Annotated in this window: 17 protein-coding genes and 1 pseudogene; 4 read left to right on the top strand and 14 right to left on the bottom strand. The window is 60.3% G+C overall.

The features are described from left to right. Positions 1 to 3: 3 nt before the first annotated feature. Positions 4 to 1,053: pseudogene (locus ACN0WV_RS02565) on the bottom strand (dipeptidase). A gap of 384 nt (positions 1,054 to 1,437) precedes the next feature. On the opposite strand from ACN0WV_RS02565, the gene ACN0WV_RS02560 reads away from it, so the two are divergent. After that, complete coding sequence (locus ACN0WV_RS02560; protein WP_417603574.1) at positions 1,438 to 3,774, top strand: calcium-binding protein; 2,337 nt, start codon at positions 1,438 to 1,440, stop codon at positions 3,772 to 3,774. Positions 3,775 to 4,013: 239 nt separating this feature from the next. On the opposite strand, the gene ACN0WV_RS02555 is transcribed toward ACN0WV_RS02560, so the two are convergent. Further along, complete coding sequence (locus ACN0WV_RS02555; protein ID WP_417603572.1) at positions 4,014 to 5,642, bottom strand: hypothetical protein; 1,629 nt, start codon at positions 5,640 to 5,642, stop codon at positions 4,014 to 4,016. Between the two features lie 176 nt (positions 5,643 to 5,818). Between ACN0WV_RS02555 and ACN0WV_RS02550 the strand changes: the two genes are divergently transcribed. Together ACN0WV_RS02550 and ACN0WV_RS02545 are read left to right on the top strand one after the other, a co-directional pair. Then, positions 5,819 to 6,988 carry a phosphatase PAP2 family protein gene (locus tag ACN0WV_RS02550; RefSeq protein WP_417603570.1) on the top strand — a complete coding sequence of 390 codons (1,170 nt, stop codon included), beginning with the start codon at positions 5,819 to 5,821 and terminating at the stop codon, positions 6,986 to 6,988. Between the two features lie 3 nt (positions 6,989 to 6,991). Beyond that, positions 6,992 to 9,019, top strand: coding sequence for a S8/S53 family peptidase (locus ACN0WV_RS02545; protein ID WP_417603568.1), 2,028 nt, complete (start codon positions 6,992 to 6,994; stop codon positions 9,017 to 9,019). Between the two features lie 79 nt (positions 9,020 to 9,098). On the opposite strand, the gene ACN0WV_RS02540 is transcribed toward ACN0WV_RS02545, so the two are convergent. The 11 genes from ACN0WV_RS02540 to ACN0WV_RS02490 all read right to left on the bottom strand — a co-directional run bounded on the left by ACN0WV_RS02540 (position 9,099) and on the right by ACN0WV_RS02490 (position 20,852). After that, a complete protein-coding gene (locus tag ACN0WV_RS02540) occupies positions 9,099 to 9,947 on the bottom strand; it encodes an ABC transporter permease (protein WP_417603566.1) in 849 nt (282 codons plus the stop codon). A 4-nt stretch (positions 9,948 to 9,951) separates the two neighbouring features. Next, positions 9,952 to 10,809, bottom strand: coding sequence for an ABC transporter permease (locus ACN0WV_RS02535; RefSeq protein ID WP_417603564.1), 858 nt, complete (start codon positions 10,807 to 10,809; stop codon positions 9,952 to 9,954). Continuing rightward, the gene (locus tag ACN0WV_RS02530) at positions 10,806 to 11,903 is read right to left on the bottom strand and encodes an ABC transporter ATP-binding protein (protein ID WP_417603562.1); all 1,098 of its coding nucleotides are present in this window, start codon (positions 11,901 to 11,903) and stop codon (positions 10,806 to 10,808) included. Before ACN0WV_RS02530 ends, ACN0WV_RS02535 begins: the two co-directional genes overlap by 4 nt. Before the next feature lie 59 nt (positions 11,904 to 11,962). Continuing rightward, entirely contained in the window at positions 11,963 to 13,024 is a 1,062-nt protein-coding gene (locus ACN0WV_RS02525) for an extracellular solute-binding protein (protein ID WP_417603560.1), read from the bottom strand. A gap of 88 nt (positions 13,025 to 13,112) precedes the next feature. After that, entirely contained in the window at positions 13,113 to 14,258 is a 1,146-nt protein-coding gene (locus ACN0WV_RS02520; RefSeq protein WP_417603558.1) for an iron-containing alcohol dehydrogenase, read from the bottom strand. Then, the gene (locus ACN0WV_RS02515; protein WP_417603556.1) at positions 14,255 to 15,637 is read right to left on the bottom strand and encodes an aldehyde dehydrogenase family protein; all 1,383 of its coding nucleotides are present in this window, start codon (positions 15,635 to 15,637) and stop codon (positions 14,255 to 14,257) included. Before ACN0WV_RS02515 ends, ACN0WV_RS02520 begins: the two co-directional genes overlap by 4 nt. A 97-nt stretch (positions 15,638 to 15,734) precedes the next feature. Further along, complete coding sequence (locus tag ACN0WV_RS02510; protein WP_417603554.1) at positions 15,735 to 17,096, bottom strand: glutamine synthetase family protein; 1,362 nt, start codon at positions 17,094 to 17,096, stop codon at positions 15,735 to 15,737. A 63-nt stretch (positions 17,097 to 17,159) separates the two neighbouring features. Then, positions 17,160 to 18,197 (bottom strand): TRAP transporter substrate-binding protein, encoded by a 1,038-nt coding sequence (locus tag ACN0WV_RS02505; RefSeq protein WP_417603552.1) that lies wholly within the window; start codon positions 18,195 to 18,197, stop codon positions 17,160 to 17,162. Between the two features lie 54 nt (positions 18,198 to 18,251). Then, on the bottom strand, positions 18,252 to 19,577 hold the full coding sequence (locus tag ACN0WV_RS02500; RefSeq protein WP_417603549.1) for a TRAP transporter large permease: 1,326 nt from the start codon (positions 19,575 to 19,577) through the stop codon (positions 18,252 to 18,254). Beyond that, the gene (locus ACN0WV_RS02495) at positions 19,567 to 20,085 is read right to left on the bottom strand and encodes a TRAP transporter small permease subunit (RefSeq protein WP_417603547.1); all 519 of its coding nucleotides are present in this window, start codon (positions 20,083 to 20,085) and stop codon (positions 19,567 to 19,569) included. The genes ACN0WV_RS02500 and ACN0WV_RS02495 overlap by 11 nt, the downstream gene beginning before the upstream one ends. Beyond that, positions 20,082 to 20,852, bottom strand: a complete 771-nt coding sequence (locus ACN0WV_RS02490) for an N-formylglutamate amidohydrolase (protein WP_417603545.1) — start codon at positions 20,850 to 20,852, stop codon at positions 20,082 to 20,084. Before ACN0WV_RS02490 ends, ACN0WV_RS02495 begins: the two co-directional genes overlap by 4 nt. A 95-nt stretch (positions 20,853 to 20,947) precedes the next feature. On the opposite strand from ACN0WV_RS02490, the gene ACN0WV_RS02485 reads away from it, so the two are divergent. Then, the gene (locus ACN0WV_RS02485) at positions 20,948 to 21,829 is read left to right on the top strand and encodes a MurR/RpiR family transcriptional regulator (protein ID WP_417603543.1); all 882 of its coding nucleotides are present in this window, start codon (positions 20,948 to 20,950) and stop codon (positions 21,827 to 21,829) included. Between the two features lie 42 nt (positions 21,830 to 21,871). Here ACN0WV_RS02485 and ACN0WV_RS02480 read toward each other — a convergent pair whose 3' ends face one another. Beyond that, on the bottom strand, positions 21,872 to 23,083 hold the full coding sequence (locus ACN0WV_RS02480) for an MFS transporter (RefSeq protein WP_417603541.1): 1,212 nt from the start codon (positions 23,081 to 23,083) through the stop codon (positions 21,872 to 21,874). Positions 23,084 to 23,151: the final 68 nt, after the last annotated feature.

The raw sequence follows: 23,151 nt of genomic DNA, 5'->3' as shown, positions 1-23,151 counted from the left end.
ATATTATACGCCCCACGTTTGTCGCAGGACCCGCACCCAGTTTTCATGCGTGAGCTTGGCCAGAAGCGCGTCGCCCACCCCGGAATCCCGGAATGCTGTCATTAGATTGGGCAGACCCGCACAATCACCGATCAAGGCCGGGATAAGCGCCCCGTCAAAGTCAGAGCCAAAGCCGACGCGGTCTTCCCCCATTCTCTCGACCAAATGGTCAAAATGTCGGAGCAGGATGTCAAGGCCGAACTTGTCGTCCCACTTGCCATCCCGTCGCAGAAAGGCACTGGCAAAGTTGATCCCCACGATCCCATCAGTATCGCGGATCATGTCAAGCTGCCGATCCGTCAGATTGCGTGAATGTGGACAAACAGCGCAAGCATTTGAATGGCTTGCAACCAGCGGAGCATCACTGATCCGGGCAACGTCTTCGACCCCTTTCGCGTTCAGATGCGACAAGTCTACCATGATCCTCAAGGAATTGCATTCGCGGATCAGCGCTTTGCCCGCATCTGTCAGACCGGGGCCGATATCGCCATCTGACGGGAAGCGAAACGGCACACCGTGGCCCCAGACCGTGTCGCGGCTCCAGACCGGGCCCAGCGATCGCAGCCCGCGCGCGTGCCAATCATGCAGCCGCGCAAAGTCGCGATCAACCGCCTCTGCCCCTTCGATATGAATGCTCGCAGCCATTTTGGGCGATGGCAGAGCTTCGGAGATCTCGGCGGCCGTGCGACAGATCGTGATTGCATCCGCCGCCTCCAAAGCCTCCAGCGCGGTAAAGCCGTTTTCCGTCCACTCGACTGCGCGTTACTCGGTGATCGGAGGTGGCAGCGGCAGCGCATAAGGCGGGGTTTTCATCGCCTCGTGATCCACCGAAATATTGTCCGGGTTGGGCACAAAGATCGCGAAGATCCCGCCGCCAAATCCACCCTTGATGGCCCGAGGCGTGTCGATATGCCCGTCCGGCACCCCCTGTGTGACTTGCTCGGCGGTGACATCGCCTTTCAGAAGGCGCAACACCAGATCATTGTGGCCGTCGAAAACGGGAAAGTTGGTCATGGTGTCTCCTGCATCAATTACAAACGGCAAGCATATCCAAAGACACACATCTGTACGCTTTCGGTCAACGATAAGCCGCGCAAGCAGACTAGCCGCGCATTGTCGCCTGTACCACCGCGCAGTCGCGCGTCCGACGCAGAAAAACGCCGAATTCTGACAACCCCATGCCTGCCCGTTCACGCCGCTGGCCGCCAGCCTGGCCCTGATGACGCACGAAATTCAAGGTGTGGCACGGCAAGTTAAGGGTCATATCTCAGCTTAAGATGTGAATATTTTAATTTTTATTTCCAATGCATTAACGCCCTTTCACGCTGGCTTGACGGCGAGGGTGTTTTTTCTCCCTGTCCGCTCAAACTGATCGGAACGAAATAATGGAGATGAATTATGCCGAACTATATTTATGGAACCCCGGGCAACGACGTGCGCTATGGCACCAGCCTGGATGACTGGATGTTTCTTTATGCCGGCAATGACCGCGCCTATGGGAACGGCGGCAATGACCGTTTGTACGGGTATGATGGGAACGACACCTTGTACGGCGGCAGCGGCAACGACTACCTGAGCGGGATGGATGACAACGACTCGCTTGACGGTGGCACCGGCAACGACACCATCTACGGTGGCAACGGCCATGACAGGATCAGCGACCTGTCGGGCACCAATTACGTCAATGGTGACGCTGGCAATGACAATATTTCGTCCTCCGGCTATGGCAGCTACTATGGTGGCTCCGGCGATGACTACATCTATGCTGGCAATGGCGGGACAGAACTGTTGGACGGCGGGTCCGGAACGGATTGGCTGAACACCACGAAATGGTCGGGCAACTATACCGTGAACCTGACCACCGGCGATACCAACTACTCCTACGAGACCTTTGTGAACTTCGAGAACCTGTATTCAGGGTCCGGAAGTGACAAGCTGACCGGGACGTCCGGTGCCAACCGTATCTACGGCAACAATGGCAATGACACGATCGACGGGCTGGCCGGAAACGACTATCTTTCCGGCGGTGCCGGTAATGACCGTATTGATGCGGGCACCGGGACAGACACCGTGTCCGGTGGATCGGGCAACGACAACATCACGTCCTCCGGCTATGGGTACTACTATGGCGACTCCGGCGACGACTACATCTACGCCGGCAACGGTGGAACCGAATACCTGAACGGCGGATCCGGCACGGACTGGCTGAACACCACCAAATGGTCTGGCAACTATACGGTGAACCTGACCACAGGCGATACCAACTACGCCACCGAGACGTTCCTGAACTTCGAGAACCTCTATTCCGGCTCCGGTAATGACAACCTGACCGGAACCACGGGTGCCAACCGGATCTACGGCAACAATGGCAATGACACCATCAACGGCCTTGCCGGCAACGACTACCTGTCCGGCGGCGCTGGCAATGACCGGATTGACGCAGGCACCGGGACAGACACCGTGTCCGGCGGATCGGGCAACGATACGATCTGGTCCTCGGGTTACGGTAGTTACTATGGCGACTCCGGTAACGACTATATGTATGCCGGAAATGGCAGCACCGAGTATATGAACGGCGGTTCGGGCAATGACTGGCTGAACACCACCGATTATTCGGGTAACTACACCGTCAACCTTGGAACCGGCGAGACGAACTTCTCGTTCGAGACATTCCTGAACTTCGAAAACATCTATTCGGGGTCCGGAAATGACAAGCTGACCGGCACCAACGATGCCAACCGCATGTATGGCAATAACGGCAATGACACGATCGACGGGCTGGGCGGCAACGACCTGCTTTCCGGCGGCGCTGGCAATGACCGGATTGATGCAGGCACCGGGACCGATACCGTGTATGGCGGATCGGGCAATGACAATATCACGTCTTCAGGCTACGGTCGCTACTACGGAGATTCTGGCAACGACTACATCTATGCCGGGAATGGCGGAACGGAGTATCTGAACGGCGGGACCGGCAATGACTGGCTCAACACCACCGACTATTCGGGCAACTACACCGTTAACCTCGGAACCGGCGCGACGAACTTCTCGTTCGAGACTTTCCTGAACTTCGAAAACATCTATTCGGGGTCCGGAAGCGACTATCTGATCGGGACAAACGATGCCAACCGCATGTATGGCAACAACGGCAATGACCGGCTGGTCGGCCTTGGCGGCAATGATGTCATCTCGGGCGGTTCCGGCAATGACACGATCTATGGCGGTTCCGGCAGAGACTACATCTTCGCAGGCAGCGGCAATGATTACGTCGCGGCCGGCAGTGGCAACGATGTGGTTGACGGCGGCAGCGGCAATGACCGGCTGATCGGCAATAGCGGCGACGACGTGCTGCGCGGCCGGACCGGTGCCGACATTCTGAACGGTGGCGCTGGTGAAGATACCTTCGTCTACTATTCGACAGCCGAATCCGTGGGGGCGAGCCGCGACATCATTCAAGGGTTCGATGGTGCCGGTATCAACTTCACCTGGGTCACCGAAGACAAGATTGACCTTGCAGCGATTGATGCCAACGTCCTGGCCGCCGGAAACAACGCCTTTACATGGGGCGGTGTGGGTGCCGGACTGGCCACAGGCGAGCTTGGCGTCATCAACGTGGGTACCGAAACCTGGGTCGTTGGCAACACCGACGCCGATGCGTCATGGGAGTTGACGATCCGCATTCAGGACGGCGCGACAACCGCTTCTGACTACTGGGCCGGTGATTTCGTCCTGTGACCATGGCATCTGCCTTACCTCCTCTGCTCGAGGAGCTGATACTGGGAAGCGGCGAGGTATCGCCGCTTCCTTTCTCGCGTGAGATGCCCACGGGACAGCAGGCAAGCTTTGCGACAATCCGATCCGGATCGCGCATCAGTGACGCAGCACCGTATTCGACAATCGGAACGTGGAAACAGGTCACAACACAAGGAGACATTTACGAAGATGCTTGGCACCCTGCCCGGCCGCGACTGGTATCAGAGCAATCCGCTTTGTGTCACGGCAAGCAATTCGGTGCCGCGCATGGACGCCACCGGGTAGGTTTCGTCGGCCATGCGTTGCAGACAAAAATCCGGCTCCAGCGATTTCAGCGTTCCAAGTGCTTCAGCAGCACCGGCCTCATCGCCGGCATGAAACCGCAAGGCGCTGAGAAAGCGCAGCGGCGGGCGGAATGTCGGGGCCAGAAAATGCGCCAGTTCGGCATGTTTGCGAGCGTCCGCATAGCTGTGTTGCTTGATCGCGGTTGCCGCACAGATCGCATGCCACCAGCTTTGATTGGGCTGCCCGGCCGCGAGCCGAAGCGCCCGTTGCGCAACGGCATAGCCTTCGCTCGGGCGTCCCGCACGGGCAAGCGCCTGCGCAAGGATCGCATGAATGAATGGGTTTCGGGGGCATTTGACAGCACTTGTCCGCGCCAGTTCGCACGCCAGTTCGAGCCGGCCTTCAACATGCAGCGCCACGTCCGCCGCGATCGCCGTGACCATCGGATCGCCGGCATTCATGCACATGGCGGCACGGCTGAACTCGACCGCTTCGCCGTAAGCGTGCCGGTCACCGCTGCTGCGTTCCAGCAACGTCACCAGCCGCAGCCTTGCGCGCCAGGCAAGTTGCGTGGCGCTGATCTCGGGGCTGGCGCTATGCTGATCGAACCAGGCGTCGAACCGCCGCAAGCGGTTTCCGTCCTGAAACGGGAAATGGGCAAACATCTGAAACGCCAGATGCGAGGCATCCGGTGTGCCTTCGGGGCTAAGCCGTCCGAAATGCGCGCTTGCCGCCGCAGCCGTATCGACCAGAAGCTGATCGAAATTGGCGTCCTGATGAATCGCTGGAGCATTGGCACAGTTGACGTCCCCGATCCAGACGATCCGGGGCACGGCCGTTTCCGCAAGCTGGACCTGGAAGCGCAGACCGGGACCGCTGCGCATGGCACGCACCTGCACGGCAAGCTTTTCACCATGTGCGACCGCATGGGGTTCCAGCAGGATTTCGGCCTCGCCAAGCTGAGCAATATGTGTCGCGACATCGGCCGTCAAAATCTCGGCATGGGCGCGTACCGACGAGTGATCGCAAACCGGCGGCAGCACGACAATCGCCGGTCGCGTCCGACCCGTCGGCATCGCAGCCTTGACCCGCGCGGCAAGTGCATGGTGGGTCGGCACCGCATCGCGAAGCTTGTCGCAGGCATCGGCAAATTCCGACCGCCTGTCGCGCACCCAGTCTTCGAATTCCGGGTCGGCCACATCAAGCCCTTCGGCAAATTCCGGCATTTCGATACAGTCGCGCGGCAGGGACAGATCAACCTTGACCCGCGCGGGGTTCAGCGCCACGGCCTCGTTATTGATGATCAACAGATCCTCGGCCCCACCCCGCATTCTGCGCGCCGCACTCAACGCCTGACGCAGACTGGCACCGCCCTTTTCGGGGTCAGAACAGCTCCACAGCATATCTTGCAGAAACGCGCGGGGCCGTCGCATCCCGTTGCCGGTGCCGATCAGCACCAGCAGGGCTTTCAGCTTTGCCGCACTGGGCGTGATTTCAAGTCCATCAGACTGTATCAGACGCACCGGACCTGCCAGTTTCAGAACGAAATTCTGTGTGGTCGACATTGTTATGACAACGCTCTTCCTGTTGGATTTCTTACCCATGGTAGACCCAAAGGGTGTTTCACGGAAGTCAGGTATTCCTTGCCAGTCGGCATGGCCGTGATCATTGACGTAGCGGCAATTCAGCCCAAGAATGATGCAGAGCTTTTAAACTCACCTTCAGAAGGCAGTTAATTCTCATGTCCGTTCAATCAGTCCAGACCCTCGTTTCCACGCAATCAACCCAATCCACCCAGTCGACGCAATCCACACAATCGACCCAGGGCAGAGGCGTCGTGACCGGCGACAGCAATCCGCTTTTGTCCGCTGCCCTCGCAACCAGCCATGACGGTGTGGTTGCGACAGAGGCGCTCGATTTCGACGATATTGGCCTGCGCAGCGACCGGTTGAAACAGGCGGAAGACAGGCTGACCGGTCTGTTGGGATCAGATGATGCGCAACTGCCGCGGCTGCCGGACACACCCTATTTTCTTCAGGCGGTTGTTGCCGGCCTGATCCAGAGCACGCGTATTGAACTTGGCGAGAAACAGGCCAGCCTGCACGCGCGGGTCATCAGCAAGGGCGGGCCGCTTTCGGACAGCTTTGCGGGCGATCCGTTCGTAAAAATGACCTGTCCCAGCATAGACGATTTTGCCGAGCAGGTTCCTTATATCCAAAGCTACGCCGATCTGCGGGATGAACGCCTGCCCGAGATCATCGTGCAGATGGGCGACATCCTGTCATTCTTTGCCGTGGGCGATCTTCTGGATACCGAACGCACGCCCTACACGTTGAAAGTGCTGGACGCCGCCGCCGGCTATGCGGGCGGTATCATCCAGCGGATCAAGCTGAGTTTCGACGGCCCGCGCCCTGTGCAATTTTCGCCGCGTGTCGAGCCGATCATCGCAACCCCGACCCACGGCACCCTTCCCAGCGGGCACGCGACCGAGGCGTTTCTGATCGCGTCTTTGCTGACTCTGTTGCGCGGCGGTGATCCGGCCAGAGCCGCCGCCGATATGCAGCAACGGTTCCGGCTGGCGGCGCGGATCGCGGTGAACCGTACCGTCGCCGGGGTGCATTATCCCGTGGACAGCGCGGCAGGCGCGGTGCTTGGCATCGGGTTGGCCGAACATCTTGCGGCAACGGCAGGCGCAGGCGCGGCCCCGGCCGGGAACTGGGCATTCGACGGGACGGCGTGGAATAACAGCGATTTTCACCACGGCATCGTTGCCGATCTGATTGACGCCGCCGATACCGAGGGCGCAACCTCTGTGGTCCGGTCAAAGGACACGTCCACGCGTGCGACCGATGATCTCTGGAGCAGGCTGTGGAAAAAAGCCGCGTCGGAACATCTGCCGGAAGGCGCGTAAATCATGACCATGCAACACGAATGGACCCATGTTGAATCGCTGCCGCCGGGGGGGCGCATCTCGCCCTATATCCATTGGACCTCTGCCTGGTCGCATAGCGATCAGGCCTTTGCCGCGCAGGATCTTCTGGACACGGATATCCCATGGCTGGCGCACGCGATCCAGACGGCGATCGGTGACGCTGCCGACCCTTGGCGGCGGCTGTTGCACCATGTCCTGCCCCGTCACGCCGTTCCGACAGAAGCGGCCGAAAACGGCAAGGACGGCGAGGAAAGCATCTCTGCCAAGGTGCAAACTTTACCGCCCGCGAATGACCGCGTGATCGTCGGCATCATCGATGATGCGACGGCCTTCGCGCATGAGCGGTTCCGGCTTCCAAACGGTCGCAGCCGCATCGACTATCTGTGGCTGCAAAGCGCGCGGCACGAGGCCGGTGACAACGCGACCCCGTTTGGCAGGGAATATGACCGAACCGGAATCGAACGGTTGATCGACCGGTTTCGGCGCGGTCCGATGGGCGAGATGATTGACGAGGACGGTCTGTACCGCCACGCCAGCGCATTGGATATGAGCCTCGGCACGCCGCAATCCCTGGCGCGCACAGCCGGTCACGGAACAGCCGTTGCCGATCTGGCGGCGAGTTTCGGCGCGGCCGGCACTGCGCGGGGGGGTGATCGTTTTACCCCACCGGGCGAGATGAATATTGCGCCGGAAGACTTTGATCTAGCTATCGTTTCCCTGCCCGAGCGGCTGATCATGGACACGTCCGGCACCTTTGCCGAGATATTTGTGATCCTGGGCATGGTTCGTCTTATCAGCCATGTGGAACGTCGCAGCCAGCGTGAAGGCAAGGATTATCCTCTGGTGATCAATATCAGCCTTGGCCTGACGGCCGGCCCGCGGGATGGCACCAGCCTGCTGGATCGGTTTATTGCTGCCGTGAATGCGCAGCGACCCAGTGACCGGGTTCCGATCCGCATCGTCGTGCCGGCCGGAAACTTCCGGCAAGCCAAGGTCCATGCCGTGCTTGACGCGCCGGTGGATGCACAGGCATCGCCGCTGTTCTGGACAATCGCACCCGACGATTCAACGCCCAGCTTTCTGGAGATCTGGTCAACGCCCCTACGCCGAAAGCCAGAGGTCTTGCCGATTTCCCTGACCCTTCGGCCCGCGCAGAGCAAAGAGGCCGCGCCCCTTGGTCCGGTGCCACTGGACGGCGTGTTCGATCTGACAAGCGGTCCGCAACTCGCGGCAAGGTGCTACACGCAATGGGTGCCGAAGCGGATCGACAAGCCATCCGCCGGGGGCCGTGTCCGGCTGACCCTGGCCGTCCCGCCAACCGTGCCCGGCAATCCGGCAAGGGCCTATACCGTGCCGGGACCATGGCAACTGTTGCTGGAGCCTGCCAATACATCACCGTCCCAATCCGGCTGGCCGCTGGATCTGGTGGTTCAGCGCGATGACATGATCCCCGGCTACAGGGGTGGCGGGCGGCAGTCATATCTTCAGGACCGGCAATATATACAGGTGGATGCGCGCGGCTTTACCGTGACCAATGACCGGCCCGGACCGGACGGCACGCTGCCCTATGTCCGGCGCGCCGGAACGATCAACGCCTTCGCAACCGCGCCAGAGATTGTCGTGGTCGGTGGTTGCTATGCGGACACGCTGGAACCGGTCGATTATTCCGGCGAAGGCGGCAGCGGCGGGCAAGGTTTGCGCGGCATTGACGCCAGTGCGTCGGCCTCCATGCAGCGGATGCGCGGGGTCATTCGTGCAGCGGGGTCGCGCAGCGGCAGCCGCATCGGTGTCGGCGGCACGTCGATCGCGGCACCGGTCATGTCGCGGGAACTCGCCAAGGCGATGCGACCGCTCAGCGAGCGGCCAAAGCTAAGCGGGGTGTCCCTGCTACGGCGATCCTCACATGACACCGATCCGCCGCCGGTTCTGCCGATCACCGAAAACCTGTCTGACCGCTACCAGAACAGTTCCGGCGCGCATAAGGCGATGTCCTTTTCCAAGCTGCCGTAGCAAAATGCGAGGTCTCCTATGTCCGGCAAACGGGGTGCATGCTGTCATTCGACGGCATCCCCCACACCACCGGACGGGGTTACTTTCGTTGAAACGCGATCATCACCAGCGCCAGCAGCGATGATCCCAGCATCAGCAACAAGGACACCGCGTTCAGCAAGGGGGTAGAGCCCTCTTTCAAACGGTCGAACATCGCGATGGTCAGCGGCGCGTCCGAGCCCACCAGCATCAGCGTCGTGTTGAAATTCTCGAAGCTCATCAGGAAGGCCACGACGAAGGCACCGATCAGCGCGGGTGCCAGATAGGGCAAGGTAACGGTCCGCACGGCCACCAACCGCCCTGCCCCAAGGTTCATCGCGGCCTCTTCCAAAGAACGGTCGAACTTTTGCAGGCGCGCGGCAATCACCAGCGTCGCGATGGTCGCGATGAAGGAAAACTGCCCGAGGATGACCAGCGTCAGTCCGGGACGAAGCGCCTCGACATCCCACTGGGCCATGTCCCACAACCCGTTCGCCACGCGGCTGGAGAACACAAGGATCGAGATCCCCAGCACGATCCCCGGCACCACCAGCGGCAGCAGCATGAAGATATACAGGATACCCTGCCCGCGAAACCTGTACCGATTGAACAGGAAGGCGTTGGACAGCCCCACCGCCACCGCCAGCATCGACACGCCCACAGCGACAAAGGCAGAGGTGCCGATGGCGCGCAGGATGCCGCGTTCGTGGAAGGCCCCTATCATCGGGCGCTCGGACCCGAAGAACCAGCCCCAGGTGAAGCCTTCCCAAGGGAGCGACGGGAACTGGCTGTCGTTGAACGCAAAGGCAGCGACAATAACCAAGGGCAGCGCGAGAAAGATAAAGAACACCGCGACATAGGCCACATAAGCGGCGCGCAGGACGCGGGGTTGCGGGATGGATGGGATCATGGCGTCACCCCATTGTCCGTTCAAGCGTCTGCCCGGTCAGCCGCAGCATTCCCCAGACGATCAGCGATGACAGCAAGAGCAGCATGAAACCGAAGGCCGCGCCAAGCTCCCAGTTGAAACGGACGATGAACTGCGAATAGATCAGCTCTGTGAACCACAGGCTGTCCTTGCCGCCCAGCATCGTGGGCGTCAGGTAGTTGCCAAGGCTCAGCATGAAGACGACGATACTGCCCGATACGATGCCGGGCGCGGCATGAGGGATCACGATTTCCCGCATCACGCTGGTATTGGTGCCGCCCAGATCGTAACCCGCCTCAATCACCTCATCCGGCAGGCTTTCCAGCGTCGTGACCAGTGGTACCACCATGAACAGCATCGACGTATAGACCAGCCCCACCATGATGGCGGCATCGTTATACAGCAACTCGACCGGGCCGCTGACCAGCCCCGCCCATTGCAACAGGTTGGAGATGATGCCGGTCTCGCGCAGCAGGATCATCCAGCCGAAGGTGCGCACCAGTTCAGACACCCAGAACGGCACAAGGCACAGCAGAAACAGCGCCGAACGGCTGCGCCCGCGCGCGATCTTGGCAATGAAATAGCTGACCGGAAAGGCGATCAGAAGCGTGATGATCGTCGCCATAATAGACATCACCGCCGTGCGCAGAAACGTCCAGAGATATAGCGGTTCCTGAAAAAACGTCAGATAATTGGCAAGCGAGATCCGGTATTCGCCCACGCCCACACGTTCCCGCAAGGACACAAGGAACATATCCACATGCGGGATCAGGATCAGCAGGATCAGCCATAACAGCAAAGGGGCCAGCAGCAGCATCAGGCCAAGGCGCGCGCCGCTTTTCATGGCGCAGCCCCGGCGGCAAAGCAATTGCCTTGATCTCCGGCCCAGCCGATATGCACTGCGTCGCCTTCGGACAGCGCGGCAAATTCGCCCGATTGCGGCAGGTTCACCTCTATCTCTTCGGCATCTGCGGCCACGACGATGCGGCTGGCAGCGCCGTTGAACAACAGGTTCGTCACCCTGCCCGACAGGTGGTTGTCGAAATGCGCCAGATCATCGGCTGCGGTGCTGATCCGGATCGCCTCTGGCCGGACAAATATCTGCGCGGCGTCACCGACGCCCAACGCGCGGTCATGTGCAGAGGCACGCATCGACAGCCCGCTTTCCGTGCGGACCTGCATGACATTGCCCTCTGCGCGTTCCACCCGGCCTGCCCAGCGATTGCTGTCACCCACGAAGCCCGCGACAAAGGCGCTTGCAGGGCGGTAATACAGATCCCGCCCGCTGCCCATCTGCTCAAACCGGCCCTCGTTCATCACGGCGATTGTGTCCGACATCACCAGGGCTTCGGATTGGTCATGCGTGATATAGACAAAGGTTGTGTCGAACGCGGCCTGAAGCGCCTTCAGTTCTACCTTCATGCGTTCGCGCAGCTTCAGATCCAGCGCGCCCAGCGGTTCGTCCAGCAACAGCACGTCCGGCTCCAGCACCATGCAGCGGGCGATGGCGACGCGCTGTTTCTGCCCGCCCGACAACTCGTCTATCTTGCGCGTGCCGATGCCCGGTAGGCCGATCCGGTCCAACGCCTCGTCCACCTTCACGGCGATCTGCGCCTTTGGCATGCCCTGCCGGCGCAGCCCGTAGCCGATATTCTCGGCAATATTCATCATCGGGAACAGTGCCAGATGCTGAAAAACCATATTCACGGGCCGCTTGTTCGGCGGCACATCCAGAACCGATCTGCCCCGGATCAGAATGTCGCCCGAACTTGGCTCCAGAAACCCCGCGATCATCCGCATGATCGTGGTCTTGCCACAGCCCGACGGACCCAGGATCGAGAAAAACGACCCGCTCGGCACGTCGAAGGACACGTCATCGACAGCCGTCGTGCCCCCGAAACGCTTGGTCAGGTTGCGGCATTCAAGGTCAAAGCTCATGCGAAATCCATTCATCGGGGCGGCACCCGAACGTCAGCCCGGATGCCGCCAAAGTCAGATCAGTTGGCAGCCTTGACGCGGTCCAGAACGCCGCCTTCGATGACTTCAAGACCGGCAGGAACGGGCGGGTACCACTTGATATTGTCAATCGCTTCCGGCGGGAAGCTGGCCTGATAGCGGGCTTTCAAGTCGTCCGACGCGAATTCGTCCGCGCCTTTGGAGGCGGTGAAATTGCCCGCGGCGGCGGTAATCATCGCGGCAACCTCTGGCTGCATGACAAAGTTGATCCACTCATAGGCCACGTCATCGGCCTTGCCCTTGGCGGGCAACGCGAACGTATCGACCCATCCAAGCGCACCGGATGCGGGTGCCACGAAGGTCACATCCGGGTTGTCCTCGTTCAGCTTCCAGCCGCCGGTGTCCCACGCCATCGACGCCACGACCTCGCCAGAGCGGACCAGGTTCATCAGCTCGTCACCACCACCCCAATAGGTTTTGACATTGGCTTTGCAGGCGATCAGCGCCTCTTCGACCTTTGCCATGACCTCTTCGTATTTCGCGGGGTCGCCATAGGCCGCAAACGGATCTTCGCCCATCGCGAAGGCAAAGCTGATCAGGGTCGGGCGTTTCAGGCGGTAGGATACCTTGCCCGCCACATCGTCATTGCACAGATCGGTATAATCCTTGACCGACGCGGCCTCAGCGGTGTTCACGACAAGACCGGAGGTGCCCCAGATATGCGGCACGCCATAGACGTCACCGCCCACGGTGGTGTTGCCCTTGGTCGCCTCAAGCATCGACGGGATAAAAAGATCCGCGTCGATCTTGGACAGGTCCATCGGCTTGTAGATGCCGAATTCGGCCTGCGGTCCCGCAATCCGGTCTTGGCTGGGCTGGGCAAGGTCGAACCCGCCGCCACCTGTCGCGCGCAGCTTGGCGATCATTTCCTCGTTGTTGGACTTGGTCACCTCTACCGTGTGGCCGGTCTGTTCCTCGAACTTGGCCACCACGTCCTCGGGCGCGTAGCCGCCCCATGTCAGCAGGCGCAGCGTATCCGCCTGCGCCGCTGCGCCAAACGTCACGACAAGCGCCGTTGTCGCCATAAGCATCTGAGTTTTCATTTCAATTCTCCCGATTGTGTATTTCGTGAAAGACTTGGGTAGCCTTTCCTGCGTCCTTAGATCCGATATATCACAGATTGATGACACATCAGATGACCGCCTCATATAGCGACCGCACATTCCCTTCGGTCAGCTTGACGGGATTGCCTCCGCAGGACGGATCGGACAGCGCCATTGGCACCAACTCGTCGATCCGGTCAGCGCTTGCCCCCATCTCGGACAGTTTTCGTGGAATGGCAAAACTGTCGTTGAAATCCTGCACGAATTTGCAGAACCCGTCAAAGCCGCCCTCGACCCCGATGTAACTGGCGGCGCGATCAAAACGGTCCGCAATCTTTGCTGCGTTCAGTTGCAAGACCGCAGGCATGCAGACCGCATTCGTCGTGCCGTGATGCGTGTTGAACACCGCGCCGATAGGATGGCTGAGCGCGTGGATCGCGCCCAGACCCTTCTGAAACGCCGTCGCCCCCATCGCGGCCGCGCTCATCATCTGCGCGCGGGCCTCAACGTTGGTGCCATCCGCATAGGCGCGCGGCAAATATTCCACGACCAGCCGCATGCCTTCCAGCGCGATGCCATGGCTCATCGGATGATAGAACGGGCTGCTGAACGCCTCGACACAATGGGCAAAGGCATCAAGCCCCGTGCCTGCGGTGATGAATTTCGGCATGCCCACCGTCAGTTCCGGATCGCAGATCACCACCGACGGTAGCACCTTGGGGTGAAAGATGATCTTCTTCACATGGGTACCGGAATTGGTGATGACACTGGCGCGCCCCACCTCTGATCCTGTCCCGGCGGTGGTTGGCACGGCGATTATGGGCGCAATCGCATCCGCATCGGCGCGTGTCCACCAATCCCCGACATCCTCGAAATCCCAGACCGGCCGGGTTTGCCCGGCCATGAAGGCCACCATCTTGCCCAAGTCCAGACCAGAGCCACCGCCAAAGGCAATCACCCCGTCATGCCCGCCATCGCGGTAAGCCTGCACACCGGCGGCAAGGTTCGTCTCATTCGGGTTGGGATCAACCTGCGCAAACACCGCACGGCCCAGCCCTGCGGCGTCGAGTATATCCAGCACCTGCGCAGTGATCGGCAGATCCGCCAACCCCTTGTCAGTGACCAGCAAGGGCCGCGCGATCCCGGCCTGCGCGCAGGCGCCGGGCAGTTCTGCAATCCGGCCTGCGCCGAACTTGATTGCGGTCGGATAGGACCAGTTTCCGGTCAGGTTCATGTCGTCACCTTCTTGAGATGGTAGGATTTCGGACGCGTCAGATTGTGATAGCCGATCACCGACAGCCCGCCGCCGCGCCCGGTATTCTTGCAGCCGGTCCAGCACAGGCCGGGATCCAGATAGTCAGCACGGTTCAGGAATACCGTGCCGGTTTCGATCCGGTCGCCCACGCGCTGCGCGCGCTCAACGTCCCCTGTCCACAGACTGGCGGTCAGGCCAAAGTCGCTGTCATTCATCAGCGCAATCGCTTCGGCGTCATCCTTCACAGGCATGATCCCCACAACGGGACCGAAACTCTCGTCCCGCATCACCCGCATATCATGTGTCACGCCGGTCAGGATCTGCGGTGTCAGATAAGCGCCCCCGTCATCCTCGGCAAATGTCTCGATATGGGCCGTGGCCCCGGCCGCCACAGCCTCGGCGATCTGCGCACGCACCTCATTGGCGAAACGCACATGCGCCATCGGGCCAAGCGTCGTTGCCTCATCCAGCGGATTGCCCAGCTTGTAGCCGCGCACGATCTTCAACGCCCTTTCCAGAAACGCATCGAACAGGCTTTCGTGCACATAGATCCGCTCGATCCCGCAGCAGCACTGGCCGGAATTGAACATCGCCCCGTCGATCAACGTCTCGACCGCCGCATCCAGATCGGCGTCCTCCATGACATAGCCCGGATCCTTGCCACCCAATTCGGTTGCAACCCCGGTGAACGTGCCCGCTGCGGCACGCTCCATCTGCTGGCCGCCACCGACCGAGCCGGTAAAATTGACAAAGTCGAACGTGCGGGCCGTGATCAGTTGGAAGGTCGTATCGTGGTCCAGAAAGATATTGTCGAACACCTCGGCGGGCACTCCAGCCGCCTGAAACGCCTGTGCCATCCGCTCGCCCACGACAAGGGTTTGCGTCGCATGTTTCAGCAGCACGGCATTGCCCGCGATCAACGCAGGCGCGACCGTATTGATCGCCGTCATGTAGGGATAATTCCACGGTGCCACGACCAGAACCACCCCATGTGGAGCCCTCTTGATATAGCGCCGGAACGTCGCATCCTCGCCCACCACGAGATCGGCCAGGGCATCCTTCGCAATCGCAGCCATATGACGCGCGCGCTCATCGAACCCGCCAAACTCGCCGCCGTAACGCACCGGGCGGCCCATCATCCGCGCCAGTTCCGGCACGATGCGATCATTCATCTCGCCCACAGCGGCAACCCCCGCCATCACGAGGTCGATCCGCTCCTGCAAGGGCCGCGCCGCCCATTCCGCCTGCGCAGCACGCATGCCCGCGACCTTGTCACGCGCCTGTGCAAACGCCGCCACATCCCGCTCCGCAAAAACAGACCCGTCGATCGGAGAGATACATTTCAATGTCTGACCCACGTCAAACCTCCTTGTCCTGCAAGGCCCGCGCCCTGCCCTTCTTCTTGGCCAAAATACTCCGGGGAGCGCGAGGGGCAGGCCCCTCGCTCCCGCCCTCTCAGGCCCGCTCGAACCCTCGGGCAATTTCCCAATCCGTTACCACTCGGGCAAATTCCTCGATCTCGACCTCGGCAGCCCGGCAATAGTGATCGACGACCGCATTGCCAAAGACTTTCCGCATCAATGCAGACCCGTCCAGTGCCGTACGCGCCGCCTCCAGAGTATCGGGAATCATCGCTGTCTCACCCTGATAGACATCTCCGCGTGCCGGTGGCTGCAACTCCAGCTCTTCTTCAATCCCGGCAATGCCTGCGGCCAGCATCCCGGCCATGGCGAGATAGGGGTTCAGATCCGAACCGCCGATCCGGCATTCGATCCGAATGGCCTTGCTGCCATCCCCGCACAGCCGGAACCCAGCGGTGCGATTGTCCACGGACCAGATGATCCGGGTGGGCGCAAACGTCCCCTTCATGAACCGTTTGTAGCTGTTGATATAGGGGGCCAGAAAATAGGTGTAATCAGGCGCGTATTTCAACAGCCCGGCCACATAGCTTTTCATCAGCGCGCTCATGCCCAAACTGTCTTCGGGATCAAAAAACGCAGGCGCGCCGTCCTTCCACAACGACTGGTGCACATGACTGGAACTGCCGACCCGGTCCTTGTGCCATTTGGGCAGGAAACTCGCCGCATGTCCGTTTTGCCAGGCAATTTCCTTGACCGCATGTTTAGCAATGCTGTGATAATCCGCCGTATCCAGCGCAGCCGCGTATTTGATGTTCAGCTCTTCCTGACCGGCCTCCGCCTCGCCTTTGGAATTCTCGATGGGGATACCGGCTTCCCACAGGTGGTTCCGCACGGGGCGCATCACATGCTCTTCCTTGGTGGTCTGGAAGATGTGGTAATCCTCGTTATAGCCGCTGATCGGCGTGAGATCCCGAAAGCCCCCTTTGCGGATCTCGTCAAAGCTCTTCTCGAACAGGAAGAACTCCAATTCCGTGGCCATCATGGCGTCAAACCCCATCGCCTCCAGCCGGGCGATCTGGCTTTTCAGCATGGCGCGCGGCGAATGTGGAACCGGCTGATGGGTATGGTGATTCAGCACATCGCACAGCACCAGAACGGTGCCCTCCAACCACGGCACAGGCCGCAAAGTCGACAGGTCCGGCTTCATCACATAGTCGCCATAGCCCTTTTCCCAGCTTGTCGCCGCATAGCCTTCGGGTGTGGCCATCTCCAGATCGGTGGCCAGCAGATAGTTGCAGCAATGCGTTTCTTCCCAGGCGCTGGCGACAAAGTGGCCCGCGTGGAACCGCTTGCCCATCAGGCGGCCCTGCATATCGACGATGCACACCAGCACCGTATCAATCCGGCCTTCCGCGACCTGGGCCTTCAGGTCCTCAAAGGGCAATATGCCAGACATGGGCAATCTCCGATCCTTGTAATCCAGAAACGGGACGCGCCGCAAAGCGCGCCCCCGATGGTCTTATCCAAACGTGTAGGGAGGGCCAGCCTTGCTGATCACCTCGTTGTAATCGCGGAAGATCTGCACGATCTTGGCGTGGACCTCGCCTTCTTCGGCAATCTCGTCCCAGAACTTGACGGCTGCATCCTCGACAACCTTCCATTCCTCATGCGGGATGGAGCGCAGTTGAAGCTGGTCGCCCTGCGCGCGAAGACGTGCCTCGCCGCCCCAATACCACTGGTTGCGATAGGTGTGACCCGCCTCTATCCCCGCCATGACGATGGCCTTGAGGTGTTCGGGCAGGTCCGCCCATTGCCCCTGATTGACAAAGAACGATCCGATCCACGCGCCCGAGATGTTGTTGGTCAGGAAGTAATCGGTCACATTTGCCCAGCCGACGGTGTAATCCTCGGTAATGCCAGACCACGCCATGCCGTCCAGCTCGCCCGTCTGCACCGCGACTTCGGCGTCCTCATAGGGAATGGACACCGGCACAACGCCGAATTGCGACAGAAAGCGCCCCGCCGTCGGGAAGGTATACAGCTTCAGCCCATCAAGATCGGCCAGCGAGGTGATCTCTTTCTTGGTGTTGAAGTTGCATGGATCCTGCCCGGCCGCCGACAGCCACGCAACGCCGACCTTTTCGTATTCGGACCGCCAGATATCGGCCAGCCCGTATTGGTCGAACAGCACCGGCACATCCAACGAATGTTTTGTGGCCAGCGGGAAGTAGCCGCCGAACACTTGCAAGGGCGTGGGCGAGGCCATGGAATCGTCGTCCGAATGCACGCCGTCGATGGTGCCGCGCTGGAGCGCCTGAAACAATTCGCCTGTGGGCACGATCTGATCGGCATAGAACAGCTCGATCTCCATCTCGCCATTGGCGGCCTCGTTGATGTAGTCGATTACCGGCTTGGTGACAAATTCGCCAAGCGCCGCGCCCGCATAGGTCTGGAACCGCCACTTGATCGGGGCCTGTGCCTTGACGATGGCAGGGGCCGCCAGCGATGCAGCGCCGCCAAGCGCCGCCGTGCTCAGAAACTTACGTCGTGAAGTCATCGAACTCTCCTTGTTGGGTTTGAAATTGACGCTCCGTTGGCGGAGTTCTTGAGGTTAGTTTCCATAAATATATCCGGGTAGCCAAAGGGCGATCTGCGGGAAAATCATCACAACGGCCAGCGCGAAGACCATGACCAGAACAAACGGCAGGATCGATCCGTAGATGTCTTTGAGGGTGATTTCCGGCGGGGCCATCGCCCGCATCAGGAACAGGTTATAGCCAAAAGGCGGCGTCATATAGGCGATCTGGCAGGTGATCGTATACAGCACGCCATACCAGACCAGATCGAACCCCAGCGCCTTGACCAGCGGCACATAAAGCGGCGCGACGATAACCAGCATGGCCGTGTCGTCCAGAAACGTGCCCATCAGGATAAAGCTGAGCTGCATCAGGATCAGGATGATCCACGGGTCCAGCCCCAACCGTTCGGTGAACAGCGTATCGATGGCCTTGACCGCGCCCAACCCGTCGAACACCGCGCCAAAGGCCATGGCGGCCAGGATGATCCACATGAACATGCACGAGATCCCCAGCGTCTGACGCACCGAGGTTTCGAACACTTCGCGCGTCATCCGGCCCTTCAGGACTGCGGCAACAAAAGCCGTCATCGCCCCGATAGCAGAGCTTTCGACCAGCGAGGTCCAGCCGTTGACAAAGGGCACCATCATCGCGGCGAAGATGCCAAGCGGCAGCAGACCCGCGCGCAGCAGTTTCAGCTTTTCGCCCAAGGGCATGGCACGTTCTTCCGGCGGCAAGGCAGGCCCCAAAGATGGGTTCCACCAGCAGCGGATCACGATGTAGATGATGAACATCGCGGCCATCATCAGACCGGGGATCACCCCCGCCAGCCATAGCTGGCCCACCGGTTGCCGGGCGATCATCGCATACAGCACCAGCACGACCGAGGGCGGCACGAGGATGCCCAGAGACGATCCGGCCTGAATGACCCCCGTCACCATCCGCTTGTCATAGTTGCGTTTCAGCAATTCCGGCAGCGCAATCGTGGCACCAATGGCCATGCCCGCAACCGACAGCCCGTTCATCGCCGAGATCAGCACCATTAGCCCGATCGTGCCAATCGCCAACCCGCCACGCAAGCCGCCCATCCAGACATGGAACATCTTGTAAAGGTCATCGGCGATCTTCGATTCCGACAAGACATAGCCCATGAAGATGAACATCGGCAGGGTCAGCAGAGGATACCATTTCATCAGCTTCATCGCGCTGGAAAACGCGATGTCATAGCCGCCCCGGTCGCCCCAAAGCACCAGCGCCGCGATCACCGCGACAAAGCCGATGGCACCGAACACCCGCTGCCCGGTCAGCAGCATCGCCATCATCGTGGCAAACATGAAGATCGCGATCATCTCATACGACATCGGCGACCTCTTCCCCGCGTAGGCGCAGGATGTCCTTGAACAACTCAGAGACCGCCTGAAGCAGCATCAGAACAATACCAACGCACATGACAATCTTGATGGGCCAGAGATAGGGTCGCCACGCCGTCGGGCTGCGCTCGCCTCCGTATTTGAAGCTGTAGGCCGTGCTGTCGATCCCGCCCCATAGCAGGACGACAAGATAGAAGATCAGGAAACAGACGGTGATGGAATCCACCGCTGCCTTTCGCCGCGTGGACCATTCGCCGTATAGCAAGTCCATCCGCACATTCGATCCCATCTGTATCGAATACGGCCCGCCAAGGATGTAATATCCCACCATCATGAACTGCGCCATTTCCAGCGTCCACAGCGACGGGTTGAAAAACGTCTTGGAGATCGACGACCACAGCAAAACGCCCATCAGGGCAAAAATGCCGTACATCGTCACGCGTCCGATGGCGCGGTTCATGGCGTCGACCAGCGCGATATACCGTTTGAAAAACGTCATGCGGCACCCCGCTGCGTGACCTGCGCCATGGCTGCGGCAAGGGTCTGCGCAAGGTGATCGGCCATGCTTTGTGCCTTTGGATATGTGTCGATCAGATCATTTCGGACCTCGACCATGACCGAATGCAACCCGCGCATATCCGCGTGCTTGTGCAAGCTGTACGTCACGCCGTCACTGGCTGAATAGGGTGCATTCACCGCCGCTTTCATCAGGCCTCGCTCCGCTTCGATTGCCGTCGCCGCCTGTGCAAGGTCGCCGCTTTCGTGATAGAGAAAGCCAAGCTCCAACGCGCGCTTGTTGCCGTGATAGATCGGGGTAAAGCTGTGCAAGGTGATAACAGCCACCTGCCCGCCCGTCAGAGCGGACTGCCGGTCGATCACCGCGCTGACCGCGTTGTGAAACGGCGTATGGATCGAATCAAAACGCGCCTTCCGATCCGCCGCACTCAGCCCCCGATTGCCCGGAACTGCGTAAACCTCGCTTTGTTCGGGAATGCTGTCTGATGCTTCGAACGGCCGGTTACAATCATAGACAAGACGCGAAATCTGGCCGGAAATCAGCGGCGCGCCCATCCGCGCGCTTAATCGCTTGGCCATGTCCAGCGCGCCGATATCCCAGGCGATATGCGATTTCTGCGCCTCACCGCTTAGCCCCAGACCATCCAGTTCCGGCGGAATATATGCAGAGGCGTGTTCGCAAATCAGGACAACCGGCGCAGTCCCGCCCTCGCCCGATATCACAAACGGAGCCCGACCCTGCGCATCCATTTCTTGTTCCCCTGAATTCAATGTGTAAAGATCACTACAGAGTCGCACATGATGTCAAGATCGTTTCTATTTCTGTGCAGACCGGAGGTGTGGAAATGACGGAACCGACAGCATCGCCCGGTGGCAAGGCGCTGATCTGGGACATGTTGAAGACCCAGCAACCCGACCTGACCGCGGCTGAACGCAGACTGGCCGCGACGCTGCTGGACGATTCACTGGTTGCCGGGTTGCAATCCATCACCAAGCTTGCCGAGCTTGCGCAAGTGTCGACCGCGACGGTGGTGCGGCTGGCCCGCAAACTTGGCTTCGACGGGTTCTCCGACTTCCAGAACACCATACGCGAAGAGGTTGCGGCCCGCGTGAAGCAGCCCTTGGCAAAACTTGAGACCTCGGAACTGGAGGGGCACAGCGACCATATCATCAGCCGCTTTGCGCTGGCCGTATCGCGCAACATCAACGCCACGATAGACCGTCTGGATGTGCAGGAATTCGAAGAGGCGACCAATCTTCTGTCCGATCCGAAACGCCACATCTATCTGATGGGTGGACGGATCACCCGGTCCAATGCGATCTATTTCTACAACCATTTGCAGATCATCCGACCGGGTGTGTCGCTGCTTGACGCATCGCCCAGTGTCTGGCCACAATCGCTGCTGGATATCGACGCCTCCGCGACACTCGTGGTGTTCGACATCCGCCGCTATGAGAAACAGTTGGAGCGGCTGGCAAAACTGGTCGTTGAACAGGGCGGCAATATCGTTCTGTTCACCGATCAATGGGGCTCACCCATCGAGGCGCATGCCAGCCATTGTTTTCGCAGCATGGTCGAAGCGCCCTCGAGCTGGGATTCGACCCTTGCGATCAACTTTCTGATCGAGGCGCTGGTGGCGGGCATACAGGCACGATCATCCAGCACTGACCGGATTGCCGCGCTCGAAAAGATGATCGGTGCATCGCGGATATTTCGCGGGACGTAGGCCCCCGTTCAGAACCACTCGATGCCGCGCAGGATCAGGACGTTACCGCCGCCCACCCGCGATCTTCGCGGCTTCGGGCATGCGTCGCAATGTCAGCATCGCCCAACTTCCCAACACAGGCCCCGGCACCAGCACCAGAAAGCTCCATCGCCACGATCCAAGCGCCTCGGCGATCAGAGGCATCATCCAGATCGTCACGATGGTGATCGCAAACCCCACGCCCATCTGGAAGGCCAGCGCCGCACCGACATGGTTTTGATCCGCCAACTCGGTCACTGCGGCCGAGAACTGAGCAGAGTCGGCCGCCACGGTCATGCCCCAGAACAATGCAACCACGGTAAAGATCCAGACCGGTCCGTCAAAGCTGACCCCGATCAACACAGCGGAAACGCCCGAAAGCCCCAATGCAATCGCCGTTGTCTTGCACCGCCCAATCCGGTCGGCGACCAACCCGCCCAGCACGCTTCCCGGTGCGCCGAACGCAATCGCCGCGAAGGCAAGGATCGAGGCATTGGTCACAGCCAGCCCAGCCTCTTGCGCGGCACCGATATAGACCAGTATCCACGCCCACATGGCGTACACCTCCCATGTGTGGCCGAAATAGCCCGCATTGGCCAGCATCACCGGCCGGTCCCGAATGACCTTGCCAATCTGGCGCAGATCAACAGCGGCCCGGACAAACGGGTCCGGCCCTTCGCGCAGTACAAGTCCGAATATTGCCGCCGCAACAAGGCTCGCCAAAGAGCTGACAACAAGCACCGCCTGCCAATCGAACCCCACGCCGACCCCGCGCACCAGATGCGGCAGTGCAGATCCAAGCGTCAGCGCGCCAACCATGACCCCCATCGCAAATCCCCGCCCCTTGCGGAACCACGTCGCGATGAATTTCAGCGAAGGGGGGTAGACCAGCGCAAGTGACGCGCCCGTTGCAAACCGCGCGGCAATCACCCAACCGGCCCCCGGATCCAGCAGCGCCGCCGCATTGAACGCCGCCGCCGCAAGGCTTGCCACCGCCATCAGCCGGGTCAGCGGCAAGACATCCGACAGTGCCAGAACGCTGGAAACCAACGCCCCCAGAACAAAACCAGCCTGCACCGCATTTGTCAGCCAGGCCGCCCCTGAAGCATCAAGCCCCAGCACGATCTGCAAGTCCGGCAGAACCGCTGTCGCTGAAAACCACGTTGTCAGCGACAGAACGACGGCCAATCCGGCCAGCGTGAGGGCGACCCATTTATTCGAGAGCTGTGCGGACATTTAGACCCTGTTCTCCGGCATCCTGAATGCAACCCCCTGCCCGCATCCCGGACACGACGCAAGTGTCA

It is taken from the genome of Primorskyibacter flagellatus (genome assembly GCF_048268605.1).
Lineage (GTDB): Bacteria > Pseudomonadota > Alphaproteobacteria > Rhodobacterales > Rhodobacteraceae > Primorskyibacter > Primorskyibacter flagellatus.
Note: the sequence above shows the minus strand (reverse complement) of the source record. Positions and strands in the feature narration are given on the sequence as shown.

Coding starts and splice junctions, on each gene's coding strand:
- ACN0WV_RS02505 (WP_417603552.1), bottom strand. CDS start 18,197: ATGACTTCACGACGTAAGTTTCTGAGCACGGCGGCGCTTGGCGGCGCT.
- ACN0WV_RS02560 (WP_417603574.1), top strand. CDS start 1,438: ATGCCGAACTATATTTATGGAACCCCGGGCAACGACGTGCGCTATGGC.
- ACN0WV_RS02545 (WP_417603568.1), top strand. CDS start 6,992: ATGACCATGCAACACGAATGGACCCATGTTGAATCGCTGCCGCCGGGG.
- ACN0WV_RS02490 (WP_417603545.1), bottom strand. CDS start 20,852: ATGGATGCGCAGGGTCGGGCTCCGTTTGTGATATCGGGCGAGGGCGGG.
- ACN0WV_RS02530 (WP_417603562.1), bottom strand. CDS start 11,903: ATGAGCTTTGACCTTGAATGCCGCAACCTGACCAAGCGTTTCGGGGGC.
- ACN0WV_RS02555 (WP_417603572.1), bottom strand. CDS start 5,642: ATGTCGACCACACAGAATTTCGTTCTGAAACTGGCAGGTCCGGTGCGT.
- ACN0WV_RS02480 (WP_417603541.1), bottom strand. CDS start 23,083: ATGTCCGCACAGCTCTCGAATAAATGGGTCGCCCTCACGCTGGCCGGA.
- ACN0WV_RS02510 (WP_417603554.1), bottom strand. CDS start 17,096: ATGTCTGGCATATTGCCCTTTGAGGACCTGAAGGCCCAGGTCGCGGAA.
- ACN0WV_RS02520 (WP_417603558.1), bottom strand. CDS start 14,258: ATGAACCTGACCGGAAACTGGTCCTATCCGACCGCAATCAAGTTCGGC.
- ACN0WV_RS02550 (WP_417603570.1), top strand. CDS start 5,819: ATGTCCGTTCAATCAGTCCAGACCCTCGTTTCCACGCAATCAACCCAA.
- ACN0WV_RS02495 (WP_417603547.1), bottom strand. CDS start 20,085: ATGACGTTTTTCAAACGGTATATCGCGCTGGTCGACGCCATGAACCGC.
- ACN0WV_RS02540 (WP_417603566.1), bottom strand. CDS start 9,947: ATGATCCCATCCATCCCGCAACCCCGCGTCCTGCGCGCCGCTTATGTG.
- ACN0WV_RS02535 (WP_417603564.1), bottom strand. CDS start 10,809: ATGAAAAGCGGCGCGCGCCTTGGCCTGATGCTGCTGCTGGCCCCTTTG.
- ACN0WV_RS02485 (WP_417603543.1), top strand. CDS start 20,948: ATGACGGAACCGACAGCATCGCCCGGTGGCAAGGCGCTGATCTGGGAC.
- ACN0WV_RS02525 (WP_417603560.1), bottom strand. CDS start 13,024: ATGAAAACTCAGATGCTTATGGCGACAACGGCGCTTGTCGTGACGTTT.
- ACN0WV_RS02500 (WP_417603549.1), bottom strand. CDS start 19,577: ATGTCGTATGAGATGATCGCGATCTTCATGTTTGCCACGATGATGGCG.